Source organism: Glaciecola sp. 2405UD65-10, from assembly GCF_048820975.1.
Taxonomy (GTDB): domain Bacteria; phylum Pseudomonadota; class Gammaproteobacteria; order Enterobacterales; family Alteromonadaceae; genus Glaciecola.
On record NZ_JBMEUF010000003.1, the window covers coordinates 1 to 12,635 of the forward strand.

Annotated in this window: 10 protein-coding genes, 1 tRNA gene and 1 rRNA gene; 6 read left to right on the top strand and 6 right to left on the bottom strand. The window is 39.3% G+C overall.

From position 1 onward, the window contains the following. Window positions 1-113: ribosomal RNA gene (rrf, locus tag ACOI22_RS15235) — 5S ribosomal RNA — on the top strand; the annotation flags it as partial. 193 nt (window positions 114-306) lie between these two features. After that, entirely contained in the window at window positions 307-1,377 is a 1,071-nt protein-coding gene (locus ACOI22_RS15240) for a hypothetical protein (RefSeq protein WP_420672995.1), read from the top strand. Between the two features lie 15 nt (window positions 1,378-1,392). Here ACOI22_RS15240 and ACOI22_RS15245 read toward each other — a convergent pair whose 3' ends face one another. The 3 genes from ACOI22_RS15245 to ACOI22_RS15255 all read right to left on the bottom strand — a co-directional run bounded on the left by ACOI22_RS15245 (window position 1,393) and on the right by ACOI22_RS15255 (window position 5,441). Further along, entirely contained in the window at window positions 1,393-3,804 is a 2,412-nt protein-coding gene (locus ACOI22_RS15245) for an efflux RND transporter permease subunit (RefSeq protein WP_420672996.1), read from the bottom strand. After that, window positions 3,797-4,702 (bottom strand): VacJ family lipoprotein, encoded by a 906-nt coding sequence (locus ACOI22_RS15250; protein ID WP_420672997.1) that lies wholly within the window; start codon window positions 4,700-4,702, stop codon window positions 3,797-3,799. Before ACOI22_RS15250 ends, ACOI22_RS15245 begins: the two co-directional genes overlap by 8 nt. Before the next feature lie 97 nt (window positions 4,703-4,799). Continuing rightward, window positions 4,800-5,441 carry an OmpA family protein gene (locus ACOI22_RS15255; protein ID WP_420672998.1) on the bottom strand — a complete coding sequence of 214 codons (642 nt, stop codon included), beginning with the start codon at window positions 5,439-5,441 and terminating at the stop codon, window positions 4,800-4,802. Window positions 5,442-5,663: 222 nt separating this feature from the next. Between ACOI22_RS15255 and ACOI22_RS15260 the strand changes: the two genes are divergently transcribed. After that, window positions 5,664-5,864 (top strand): hypothetical protein, encoded by a 201-nt coding sequence (locus ACOI22_RS15260; protein ID WP_420672999.1) that lies wholly within the window; start codon window positions 5,664-5,666, stop codon window positions 5,862-5,864. 15 nt (window positions 5,865-5,879) lie between these two features. On the opposite strand, the gene ACOI22_RS15265 is transcribed toward ACOI22_RS15260, so the two are convergent. After that, complete coding sequence (locus ACOI22_RS15265) at window positions 5,880-6,326, bottom strand: DUF3010 family protein (protein ID WP_420673000.1); 447 nt, start codon at window positions 6,324-6,326, stop codon at window positions 5,880-5,882. A gap of 166 nt (window positions 6,327-6,492) precedes the next feature. Between ACOI22_RS15265 and ACOI22_RS15270 the strand changes: the two genes are divergently transcribed. The 3 genes from ACOI22_RS15270 (at window position 6,493) to ACOI22_RS15280 (ending at window position 11,171) form a co-directional block, all read left to right on the top strand. Continuing rightward, entirely contained in the window at window positions 6,493-7,335 is an 843-nt protein-coding gene (locus ACOI22_RS15270) for a DUF2797 domain-containing protein (protein ID WP_420673001.1), read from the top strand. Window positions 7,336-7,497: 162 nt separating this feature from the next. Further along, window positions 7,498-9,954 carry an EAL domain-containing protein gene (locus tag ACOI22_RS15275; protein WP_420673002.1) on the top strand — a complete coding sequence of 819 codons (2,457 nt, stop codon included), beginning with the start codon at window positions 7,498-7,500 and terminating at the stop codon, window positions 9,952-9,954. A gap of 95 nt (window positions 9,955-10,049) precedes the next feature. Next, complete coding sequence (locus ACOI22_RS15280) at window positions 10,050-11,171, top strand: patatin-like phospholipase family protein (protein ID WP_420673003.1); 1,122 nt, start codon at window positions 10,050-10,052, stop codon at window positions 11,169-11,171. A gap of 27 nt (window positions 11,172-11,198) precedes the next feature. On the opposite strand, the gene ACOI22_RS15285 is transcribed toward ACOI22_RS15280, so the two are convergent. Next, window positions 11,199-12,371, bottom strand: a complete 1,173-nt coding sequence (locus ACOI22_RS15285; RefSeq protein ID WP_420673004.1) for an aminotransferase class I/II-fold pyridoxal phosphate-dependent enzyme — start codon at window positions 12,369-12,371, stop codon at window positions 11,199-11,201. A 118-nt stretch (window positions 12,372-12,489) separates the two neighbouring features. Then, window positions 12,490-12,576: transfer RNA gene (locus ACOI22_RS15290), tRNA-Leu, on the bottom strand. Window positions 12,577-12,635 lie beyond the last annotated feature (59 nt).

Genomic DNA, 12,635 nt, shown 5'->3' on the forward strand with positions numbered 1-12,635 from the left:
GGCGACAATAGCGATACGGTCCCACCTGACTCCATCTCGAACTCAGAAGTGAAACGTATTAGCGGCGATGGTAGTGTGGGGTTTCCCCATGCGAGAGTAGCACATCGCCAGACTCCTATTTAAAGAAACCCGCATAGCATACGCTAGCGGGTTTTTTTACGTCTGATGAAAAGTGACACGCATTAGCAGCGACTCATTCGGGGCATAAATAACAAATACACATTCGCTTACGATCTTAGGCATTTACCTTTGTTTATTAAACGCGTATCTTAACTACATAAATAATTATAAAAATACGGAAATTTTATGTCAAAGCACAAAAGGCAAATAAGCTATTTGTTATTAGCACTTTTATTCACCAAGGTCGTTATTGCTAATGAACAAGAATCTCAGACGCTTGCCAATGTAAACGCTCTAATGAAGCAGGAGCAACACGAAGAAGTTATTTCCATAATGGAGGAACTGCCAAGTGCTAGCTTAAGCTTTGATCATTACAAAGTATATGTAGCGGCAGCGGCCTCAATTGACCTAGACGACGCAGAAGACATTGCGATTCAAGCTGTTGAAAATCTTCCTGATGATCCCGACATCTATTTGTTACATGCTAGTATTATGGGACAGCAAGCACAGACTAGTGTATTTAGTGCTTTATCATATGCGAGCAAAGCACTCAAAAGCCTTAAAAAGGCAGTGACGCTAGCACCTTCTGAGCCTAAGTATCGCTTAGCATTAATGGGTTTCTATTTAGCAGCACCTTCCATTGCTGGAGGTGACGAAGAACTTGCCTACCAAGAAGCACAATCTATTGCTCAACTAGATAAAATATACGGCCATGTAGCATTAGCACGATACTACCAAGCTACCGGCGATTCTCAAAAAGCCATTGAAAAGTTACAAGTAGCTTCCGAATCAAATCCAGACAACGTAAATATTCTTGATACTTATGCGTCAGTGTTAGTACAAAGTGAAAAATATAGTAAAGCCATAGAAATTTACCAAAAGATTATTAACCTCCCTTTGCCTCAAATTACCGAAAATCTAGAGGAACTGAAGCCAGAGGCGCTTGAAAATGAAAAGCAACTTCGATTAAACAGTCAATACCAAATAGGACGAGTAGCACTACTTGGGGATGTGAAACACAGCGAAGGAATAACAAGCCTGCAGCAATACCTAGAGACTTTACAAGCAACAAGTGTAGACGTACGCGGCCTGCCGTCATCAAATTGGGCGCATTTACGTATGGCGGGTTTATTATTCGCCACTAAACAGTACAAAGCGAGCAAAGAAAAGCTTGATGCTCTAATTGTTGATAAGAATGATGATCAAATGAAGTCAGCCTTTAAAGAATTAAGAAAAAAATTAAAAAGCGCCTTATAGGCGCTATTTATTCAATTACGCCTTTTGCTTGTTCCCAACAAATGATTTTAAAAGTGCGGGTAAAATGGTGAGGTCGGTAATAAACGCGAACAACATTGCACAGGCAGTCAATATGCCGAAGTATACACTTGGCATAAAGTCTGAAAATACGAACATACCAAAACCCACTGCAATGAGCGTTGATGTATAAGTAATTGCCAAGCCAGTATGAGCAAATGCACTATCGAGTTTTTGTTCACTTTTACTCGTTCTATAGGCATCAATGAAGTGAATGGTATCATCTATTGCTATTCCCATAGCAATAGCCGCTATTGTGATGGTCATTAAATCCAAAGGTATCCCCAACAGTCCAATCAAGCCTAATACTGTTGTAGTGGTTAATACATTAGGTACCAAAGCGATTAAGGCTAATTTGATTGACCTAAAAATAACGAGTAACACAATCGCTAAGGCGCCATACACAATGCCTAAAGTCGCAACTTGTGAATCAAATAATTTAGATAATATATCTTGGTAAAGTACAAAAAGGTTCGTAAGTTGGTAGCTATCTTGCGTTAAGCCTGTTGCGGCTAAATCAGCCCGAAGATTTTCTAACAGTTCAGCCCTGTTCAAATCGGGTAAGGTGTCTTCAATACGAGTAGAGATTCGCATGGTGTTTGTTTCAGTATCAATATAAGCGCCTATCATCTGATTCACAATTGCTTTATCAAGCAAAGAATAAATCACATCAAGTTCATACTCAGTAAGCGGTTTATTATCGTTTAGTTGCTGCGCTAAGCTTGTGAAGTTAATAAGTGAGGTCACATTTCCCGTTGCGTCAAATGCATCAACTACGGCGTGGCCTAAGTGCAGTTTATTTACATCATCGGCGCGCATAAACAGATCACTCAGTCCTACGCTAGGGCTCATGTCTATTATTATATCAAGGGGAGTTGAGCCACCAAATTCTTGGTCAATGAAACTTAGTTCTTTATAAATAGTGGTGTCTTGGTGAAAGTAATCAATAAAACTATTTTCAACATTTAGTTTTGTAATACCCACGCTAATTGCTAACATCGCCACAAGGGGGACAAATATATACGTTTTGGTTCGTTTAATAACGCTTGCTTTCAAGCCAAGTAAAAATTTGCTAACAAAACTAAGTTCAGTGCTTTCATCTTTCTCTTTAAAAAAGCTTAACAAACTTGGAAAAACGAGCAGTGCAATAAGTAGAGTGACGCCGTTGGCAATTAACATCATTAAACCAAAGTCCATTACCGGTTGAATGCCGCTAGCCATTAGTGATGCAAAACCAATAGAGGTGGTAATTGCTGCAAAGAAGCAGGGGGCTATTTTGAGTTTCAAGGTTTCAAGTACACGCTCACCTTGTAGCATACTGGGCTTGTCGCGGCTCACTTCCCTATAGCAGGTTATAAGGTGCAACATAATAGCTAAAGTTAAAATGAGCTGAAGCGCAATAAAGTTAGCTGATATTACCGTTGCAGGAATATTTAGCAGGGCTAATAAGCCAAGTGTTATCACAACACTGGACACACATGCGAATAACGGAAATAACAACCATTTGGCCGAACGAAACAATAAGAGCAGTAAAGCACTAATTAACAAGCTTATGCCAGCTCCAAAATAGAATAAATCTTGAGTAACAATCTCAATTAAACGAATGCCAACTACGTAACTTCCCCCAATATATAAATTTGCATCTAAGTTCGCCTCTTGAATAATACTTTCTATGCTGAGCACTTCTTGCTGGCGAACTTTAGCTATCTTATCTTGAATAGTCTTAGCTTCTAATTTTAAGCTTTCCAGTTCCGTTTGCTGCGCCTCACTAAGCTCTCCATCTATCAACTTCGCCTGAATCGCTACTATCTTATTATTGAGGGAATCTAGGGCTGGGTTTTCTTTGAAAACTAATTGGATGGCCGTGGCGGTTTGTTGTTTGTTAACCAGCAAATCAGTAAAAATGGGATGATCACTTAATAAACGCTCCATGTCCGAGGGGCTATAGTTTTGCTTATAATAATTAAGTTCATCTACGGCTACATTTCCCATTAACTGATTTTTACTTTCAATCAAGGGAACTGACAACATCGAGTTAACCGTTTCTACTCTCTCTAATTGGCTAAATTTTTTGCTTAGTAATTCAATATCATTAATTGCACCTTGGCTAAATACCTTTTTACTATTTGGCTGGTAGGCGACTAATATAAACTCGGCCGGCGAGAATTTTTTATTGGCCAGTTGTGTTTTTATAAATAGTTCGTTGTTCTGCGTAAGCAAGGTGTCGGCTGAAGCATCTATTTTAAATTGCGGTGCAAATATGCCAAAACCACATAAGGCGATAGCGAATAAAGCTAATATAAACCAACGAGCCGCCAATATGGCTTTAGCAACAAAGGTAACAATACTGCTCGATTTGTTACTATTCATTTGGTCTTTCTCCAACAATGTTTACTTCGCTTTTTGCCGCTTCTCGCGCCATATCATCACGATTCATGGTTTGAATATACTGGTTACGAAAATAAACGTATGGGTCTTCAGCCTGTTCAAATAAGGTAATGTACAAATCTGATTGGCGTGAAAAATCATCCACGCCATCTACAACACGTACGGCGGTATCTTCGGGGCTGTTAAATACGTAGGTAACCGGATGAATTAGGCTTTCAGAAACAACTGAGGTGGTGCCGCGTAAGTCAGATTGCCCCAATATTGGCAATACGATATAAGCACCGCTTCCAACATCGTACTTCATTAAAGTTTGCGCAATAGTTTGAGGATGCTCTTCAATGCCAAACCAATCGCTGGCAGGATCGAACAATCCAAGTAAACCTACTGTAGAGTTAATCAAGAATCGTCCCAAATTATTTCCTGCTTCTGAAAATTCTCCGCTGAGTCCATTATTAAGCAAATTTAAAGGTTCACGTAAATTATCAAACGCATTAGCAATAGAATTTCTAGCAGGCTCTGGAATAACTGCCTTGTAGCCTTTAGCTACAGGTATTAGCACGTATTTATACGTGTAATGATTAAAGCTAAATAAGGGCCTGTTTATGAATTCCAATGGGTCATAATACTCGGTAGATGCTATTTCTAAACTTTCATTTAGCTCATCGGTAGGGGCGACTACTGTTGGTTGAACGGTAATAACACCGTTACTCGTTTGAATTTGCGTAGCTTTGTAATTGCTGAGTTCTTGCGCTTTGCTTGGTTCAGGTTTTACCGTTGGGGTTTGTTCAGCTGCTATTTCTTCATGACTGGGGGCGCTAGAACAAGCTATTACACTACTTAAACTACCGGCTATTATTATAATTCGAAAGATAGACTTCATTTTCAGGGGCCTTTGGGGGTAATAGCGTTCGCCAAATATCTTGACGAACGCGGGTATGCGCTATTTACTATAAGTACCATAGCAAATAAGTTATTAATTAACTGTTACTTACTGGGATTATATTTAGCTCAACTCTACGATTCTTTTGTCTTGATTCTTCAGAGGCATTACTTGCAATTGGTTGAGATTCCCCTAAACCCAGCGTTTGTAAACGATCAGGTGATATGTTCTGCTGGCTAAGGTAGGCGGCAACGCTATTAGCACGAGCCATTGACAAATCTTGGTTGTACATGTCACTACCGGTTGAATCAGTATGCCCTTCAATGCTTAGTTTCGTTTTTTCAAATTCTGCTAGCACTATGGCTACGTCATTTAACACGGGGTAAAAGTTAGATTGAACTTGAGTACCATCAGACGCAAATGTTAACTCACCAGGAATAATTAATCTGAGCTGTTCCCCATCTCTAATAACCTGTACACCGGTATCTGCGAGCTCAGATTTAAGTGCCGCTTCTTGTTTGTCCATATAATTACCAATTGCAGAGCCCGCCAAAGCACCTATTGCCGCACCCCAAACGTAACGACTCTTGTCATTGTCACCAGTGCCTTTACCTATAAGTGCGCCAACGGCCGCACCTATGCCTGCGCCTTTTTGTGTATTAGATGAATTTGCACAACCTGTAAATATTAGGGTAGAGGCAAGGGCAGCGATAATGTGGATAGATAATGGTTGTTTCATGTTTGACTCCAAACTTTTGGGTAATTGTTATAATTTCGTTTTTATCGGTATAGCAATTGGTATTCCACCTATTTACGAAACGGGTAAAATTTAATGCGGTACCTAATTTATAAAGGATTGAAAGGGATTTTACTAAGCCAGCAGTAGCTGCATGATGCAATTATAAAAGTAAGTGTATGTAATAATTTCCGAGTGCTTGTGTTAAAAATACATGTTGTTTTCATGATTATGATTTACACGGAAGCGGAATTTTTAGATATGTGGCTAGACCCAAACATTCAAACCCATCCACGAATAGATTTCGTGTTGAATCATCCAATGCTTTATCCTAGCGTAGAAGTACAAAGAGAAAAAACTTATAAAGACAAGGTGCCAATGAAATCACCAGCATCGGCTGTGCTGGTATTTCATATATTAGCTTAGCGGCTAAAAGCCAATTTAATTTTCGTCATGCCCATATACAATATTCATATGAATAGCATAAGCGATTTCGAACGCGCTCTTTTGGAATATTTTCAATCCGGTTTCTTCAAAGGCCACTGTAACTGGATTTCGTTTAATGGCTTCTTTAAATTCAACCGCAGTAATGACTTGTGTATCCACATCTTTAATTAACTGAATGGCCGCTTCCATTTTGAAACCTAAAGCGCCGCCTGCAAACTTACCTTTTAAAGGGCGCTCTTTTATTACCACTTTATCAATTTTATAATCTTCAATTAATTTGGCGAAGGTAGCTTGAAAATATTGGATATCACCAGTACGGTTTTGCTTATTAAATTCTACTTTTCTTACTCGGCATTCAGGTATAGAAAACAAACCGTCTTGATAAGACAATAAGCATATAATCGCCTCGCTACCTTTTAACTCTACGCCACATATTCTCATTGTCATTTCCTCATAATAATTAGTGGATTAATTTTACATGCTGGATGCATTGAATACTATCTTTGTATTGTTATTCATAAAAGTATTTAAAAAAGATGATGATTGCAGCGAGCCATCCTCAAAATTTTGTTACAATTCGCAAAAATTTTTATAAAGCGGGTAATAAATGACAACCCTTTTTGGCAACATTAAAAAGATGAAAGTGTCGGTAGACGAAAACGCACAAGCACAGTATCAACTGCCTATTGGCGAATCGCTTGTAAATATGAACGAAGCAATTGGTAAACACATAAAAGTGAGCTTTGCAGGTATTATTAACTGCGTTAATTGCAACAGGCAAACAAAGAAAAGTTTTAACCAAGGTTACTGTTTTGTATGCCTACGAAAATTAGCGCAATGTGACACCTGCATTATTAAACCAGAGCAATGCCATTATGACCAAGGTACTTGCCGCGAGCCCCAATGGGGTGAGGCCAACTGCCTCCAAGATCACTTTGTTTATCTTTCAAATACTGGCCAAATAAAAATTGGTATTACCAAGTTCATCGGCGAGGAAGTGTCTTCTCGTTGGATAGATCAGGGTGCTAATCAAGCGATTGCCATTTATAGAGTGAAAGAACGCTTACACAGCGGCTTGTTGGAAACCCACATTGCACAATCTGTTGGTGATAAAACAAATTGGCGTACTATGTTGAAAGGTACTGCAGACAAACTTGATTTGCTTAGCATGAAACAAAAAGTATATGAGTTAGCCGCTGATAAGGTAAGGGAAATGCAAGCCGAATTTGGTATTCAGGCCGTGCAAGAATTAGATACTCCTCCCGTTGAGATTAATTATCCGGTAAACCAATACCCAGTAAAAATAAAGTCTATTAACCTTGATAAAGAGGGCGAATTTGAAGGGCAACTTTTAGGTATCAAGGGGCAGTACTTGATGTTAGATGGTGATCGCGTCATTAATATTCGTAAGTATACTGGCTATGAATGGGAACTAAACATAGCCTCTTAAATGTGTAAATTAACAATCAAGGCTGTATGTAATTTTACGCGTAATTGGATTAATTACTTACAACTAATTAACTATACTAAAGTTTTGAATTACCATTTTTAGCCCTTTTAAGAACGCAATAAATGTGTTAAAAATTAACCACCGCGAAGTAAAAGGGCTAAGATGGAATTAAAGTCTGAAATAAATAAAGCTAAAGTGCTAATTGTGGAAGACTGTATAACCACAAGCGTAATTATTGCGCGCGCTATTTCTGATATGGCGCAAATAAGTGTTGCCTCTACCGTATCAGAGGGCTTGCGCCTTGCGCGTAGCATTCTTCCCGAAATCATACTTTTAGATATACAGTTGGGCACAGAATCAGGCTTAGATTTGTGTAAAATTTTAAAGCAAGACCCAATTACTGCTAATACAGTAGTTATTTTCATTACTGCATCGGGCGATGATGAAGTTGAAATAGAAGCCTTTGAAAGAGGCGGCTCAGACTTTGTTAGAAAGCCTATTAACACCAAAGTTTTGCGAGCCCGAATAGGTACGCAAATAACATTGTTTCGCAAGCATCAATCACTTAAAACGGCTACACGTTTATATAATCAGATTATAAGTAAATTGCCAAATTATGTGTCTTATTGGAATTCTGAGTTAGAAAATTATTATCACAATGATGAGCAGATGCAGTGGTTTGATTACCCGCCTAACAAGCAAAACTTGCGTTTACAAAATTTAGTCTCGGGCAAAGAATTTGGCACTCTTCAAAGGCGTATTGAAAACCTGAAAGAACGTGGTAATGATCATTTTGAGTTGAGCCTCACACGTTCTAATACGCATCGAGCAAGGCATGTCATGGTGTCGCTTATAAGCGGTAAAATGTACCAAAATAGTACCGGCTTTATTATGGTGTTGACTGATATAACTGAGCGCAAGCAACATGAACTATTGCTGGAAGAAGAAAAAGATAAATATCAAATTGCGCTGCAGTCAATTGGTGAAGGTGTAATAGCGACCAATAATCAAGCCCTGGTTACTTATATCAATCCCATTGCAGAAAAAATATTAGGCACGACATCAGAACAATGCCTAGGAAAGGGTATTGACGATGTTATGCAAGTTCTTGATGCTATTACCGGCGAGAAACTAGTTAACCCAATCCACTATGCACTGCAAGAAGACCGAGTTGTAGGCGTATCACCCGAAACATGTATACAAAGCCCTGATTATGGGCGTATTGATATAGAAGAATCATCATCCCCCATAAAAGATACACACGGTAAATCAATTGGTGCCATAACGGTTTTTCAAGATATAACTGCCGCTAAAAAGACGCAAGAAGAGCTTGCTTACGTCACCAATCATGACGTGTTAACCAAACTTCCAAACAGAGTACTGTTAATTGACCGAGCAGAGCAGGCCTTAAAAAGAACCAGCCGTTCACAGCTTAAAACAGCATTTATTGTGATTAATATTGATGATTTTCAAAAAATTAATGATATTCATGGTTATGTAATTGGCGATAGAATTTTAGTCGATATAGCGCAGTTTTTAAGCTCGTTCATTAGAGACAGCGATACTTTATCTAGAAACAGCGGAGACGAGTTTGTATTGTTATTCTCTGAAGTTAACAATTCTACGCAAGTCCGGGATTTTTGTGCAAGGCTGTTAAGTAGCTTCGGTAAAAAATGGAGTATTGGTAAACTAGAATTTAATTTAAGTATTACTATGGGTATAGCCATAAGCCCCACTGATGCAAATGATGCGCAGTCCTTATATAGGCGAGCCGATGCAGCGATGCACGAAGCTAAACGGGGAGGGCGAAATAATTATCGGTTCTATTCTCAGAAAATTGAAGAAACGTTAACTCAAACTTACGTTTCAGCAAATGAATTGCGAAAAGCCATATCTGAAAATAAAATAGAAGTGTTTTACCAAGCTAAAATTAATGATGCACAAAGTCGCCATATTTCTGGAGTGGAAGCCCTTGTTAGGTGGCGAAGGGATAATGGCGAACTCATCCCTCCAAATGCATTTATTGGATTAGCTGAAGAAACTCGCTTAATTATTCCTCTTGGTGAAAGTGTACTGCGCCAAGCCTGTACAGAAGTAAAAAAATGGTTGAAAATTCAAAAGGATCTTACACTTGCTGTAAATATTTCACCGGTACAATTTAATCCTGGTTTTATAAACACACTGTCAAAAATCTTGGAAGAAACTTCGTTCCCACCCGCTAATTTAGAAATAGAAGTAACAGAAAGTGTATTAATAAATGATTCACATGCAATTGAGAATTTTGGCATGTTGAAGGACTTAGGAGTGAAGTTATCGCTAGATGATTTTGGCACCGGTTATTCAAGTTTATCCTATGTAAAAAATTTCCCCATAGATGTATTAAAGATAGATCAGTCGTTTGTGCTTGGAATGCTAAACAACAAAAAAGATTCAAGCATAGTGAAAACTATCATAAACTTTGCTAAAGACCTGCATCTAGAGCCTGTGGCAGAAGGGGTTGAATCGCTGGAACATGTTGAACTGTTGACTAGCTTAGGCTGCAATATATTTCAGGGATTTTACTTTAGCCGCCCAGTACCAGCATCTGATATGGAAGCATTAATTAGCGAATCTCGCTAGTGAATGTTTTCCTTGTAAACATTAGCTCATAAATAATCTACAAATACTCACAATGATCCTATAGAGTAGGGTATCTTTATTTTGACGCTACTAATATGAAAACAGCTCTAATTTTATCAGGCGGCGGTGCGCGCGCTGCGTATCAGGTTGGCGTATTAAAAGCTTTAGCCGAGCTTGTGCCTGAAAGTGAGGCGAATCCTTTTCAAATCATTTGTGGTACATCAGCTGGCGCTATTAATGCGGCCAAACTGGCAACCGAAGCTGATAATTTTCATGAAGCCGTTAATGGATTAGAAGAAATTTGGAGCACTTTAAGCTCAGAGCATATTCACCAAGTGGGCTATGCTACCGTTGTTAAAAGCTTTCTGAAAATTTTGGTGTCGTTTTTTCACAGCGGGGTAGCGAAGGGGCAGCCCCTTTCACTTTTTGATAACCGCCCTTTATTTTACCTCTTAAAACGTAGCATCAATATGGCACGGCTTAATACTATGATTGCCAAGAATTATATTCATGGTTTGAGCATAAATGCCCTTGGCTATACCTCAGGACAAAATATCGCTTTTTTCCAAGGAAACGCCTCTATTAATAATTGGAATAAAGCTAGACGCTTAGGCCTACGCACACAATTACAACACAAACATTTAATGGCATCTTCTGCAATACCTGCAGTGTTTCCTTCCGTTCGAATTAATCGTGAATTTTTTGGTGACGGCGCATTGCGCCAATCCGCGCCGTTGAGCGTTCCGCTAAAAATGGGAGCAGATAAAATAATGGTAGTAGGGGTGAGCGGAAATAAACCTAAAATGGACAGGCTAAAAACCCATAGCTCACCTTCAATAGCGCAGGTGTTTGGCAATATGTTAAACAGCGCTTTTATTGATGCTATGGACGAAGACATAGCTATTTTAGAGCGTATAAACAATGTTGTGAAGTGTATCTCACCGGAACAACAAACACAGTTGGGGGTCAAGCCTGTACAAACCCTTGTAATTAAGCCAAGCGTAAAGTTTGATATCTTAGCAAGCGAGTACGAGCATCACCTGCCTAACTCAATGCGTTTATTATTGTCTATAGTAGGGGCTAACAAAAGTGGCAACGGCAGTAGTTTTGCCAGTTATTTATTGTTTGAAAAAGCTTACTGTAAAAAGCTTATTGAGATTGGTTATCAAGATGCCATGGCACAAATTGATGACATTAAACAGTTTATGGCGAGCTAAATAACGCTGATGTAGCACGCCACTACTCTAAGCTATTGAACGCATAAATGCCGCCAAACGCTCCATTCCTAAGCGTAAATCCTTTTCACTTGAAGCAAATGACAATCTTACAAAATGTTGATTGCCACACTCGCCAAAATCATTGCTAGGGGTTAATGCCACGTGAGCCTCTTGCAATACGCGCTCACAAAAATCCATAGCAGTTAAGCCTGTATGCGAAACATCTATATACACATAAAACGCGCTATCAGGCACAACCTGCACATTTAAACCGCATTGCTGTAAGCCATTAAGCACAATGTCTTTGCGTTTCACCAATGTCATTCTTCTTGATTCGCATACCGCTAAAGAGTTACTGGTAAAGCATTTGAGCGCTGCTTTTTGTGCAATACTTGACGGGCAAATATAGTAATTTTGAGCTAGATTTTCTAATACGTTTACACATGATTCAGGCACCACGCACCACCCTAAGCGCCAACCCGTCATACCAAAATATTTAGAAAAACTATTTACTACAAAAGCATCGTCATCAAACGATAATGCACTAACGGGCTTTGCGTTTGCATCCCCATGATGTAAATTTAAGTAAATTTCATCAATTATACGCCACGCACCATGGCTTTTTGCGAATTCGCACATGGCTTTGAGTTCATCAATTGGAACAGAAGTGCCGGTTGGATTTGACGGTGTAGCTAACATTAGGCCTTGAGTGTTGCTATGCCAGTGTTTTTTCAGTAAATCCATATTTAGCTGAAAGCGAGTACTCGCTTGAGTAGAGACTAGGTCTACCTGGCCGCCAAAACTTCTTATAAATTGCCTATTACATGGGTACGATGGGTCACCCATTACTACTTTGCTGCCTTCATCAACAAAAGCCGCTGAAAGTAATAACAGCGCCGCCGATGCGCCAGCCGTAACCACTATTCTATTGGGGCTTATATTTACATCATGCTGGGTTTTGTAAAAGTGGGCAATAGCGGCTCTAAGTTCAGGTAAACCTAAAGCGGATGTATAAGGTAAAGGCGCACCATTTTGTAATTCACCCAAGGCCTTTAGTACATCGGGAGTTGCCCCAAAGTCAGGCTCACCAATATTAAGTTTAACTACGTGATGGCCTTGAGCCTCTAATTTGGCGGCTTTTTCGCCAAATGCCATAGCATAAAAGGGGGCAATAGCTTGCGCGCGTTTAGAAAATTTCAATAGGGGTAAACTCAACAGCTAACAAAAACGTAATAATGCGTTAATTTGTTGAATTTTAATAGAGTTAAACACGTAATTTTAGGCTGATTGCCTTAAAGAATATTATCAAAAAGATAAATGGTACCAGAGGCCGGACTTGAACCGGCACAGTATTACTACCGGCGGATTTTGAATCCGCTGCGTCTACCAATTTCGCCACTCTGGCATTGAGGATCTTGCTGTATTGGTATTCCTCTTTCGAGGAGGGTGTGCATTATAGCGATT

Coding starts and splice junctions, on each gene's coding strand:
- ACOI22_RS15250 (WP_420672997.1), bottom strand. CDS start 4,702: ATGAAGTCTATCTTTCGAATTATAATAATAGCCGGTAGTTTAAGTAGT.
- ACOI22_RS15275 (WP_420673002.1), top strand. CDS start 7,498: ATGGAATTAAAGTCTGAAATAAATAAAGCTAAAGTGCTAATTGTGGAA.
- ACOI22_RS15240 (WP_420672995.1), top strand. CDS start 307: ATGTCAAAGCACAAAAGGCAAATAAGCTATTTGTTATTAGCACTTTTA.
- ACOI22_RS15270 (WP_420673001.1), top strand. CDS start 6,493: ATGACAACCCTTTTTGGCAACATTAAAAAGATGAAAGTGTCGGTAGAC.
- ACOI22_RS15245 (WP_420672996.1), bottom strand. CDS start 3,804: ATGAATAGTAACAAATCGAGCAGTATTGTTACCTTTGTTGCTAAAGCC.
- ACOI22_RS15260 (WP_420672999.1), top strand. CDS start 5,664: ATGATTATGATTTACACGGAAGCGGAATTTTTAGATATGTGGCTAGAC.
- ACOI22_RS15280 (WP_420673003.1), top strand. CDS start 10,050: ATGAAAACAGCTCTAATTTTATCAGGCGGCGGTGCGCGCGCTGCGTAT.
- ACOI22_RS15255 (WP_420672998.1), bottom strand. CDS start 5,441: ATGAAACAACCATTATCTATCCACATTATCGCTGCCCTTGCCTCTACC.
- ACOI22_RS15265 (WP_420673000.1), bottom strand. CDS start 6,326: ATGAGAATATGTGGCGTAGAGTTAAAAGGTAGCGAGGCGATTATATGC.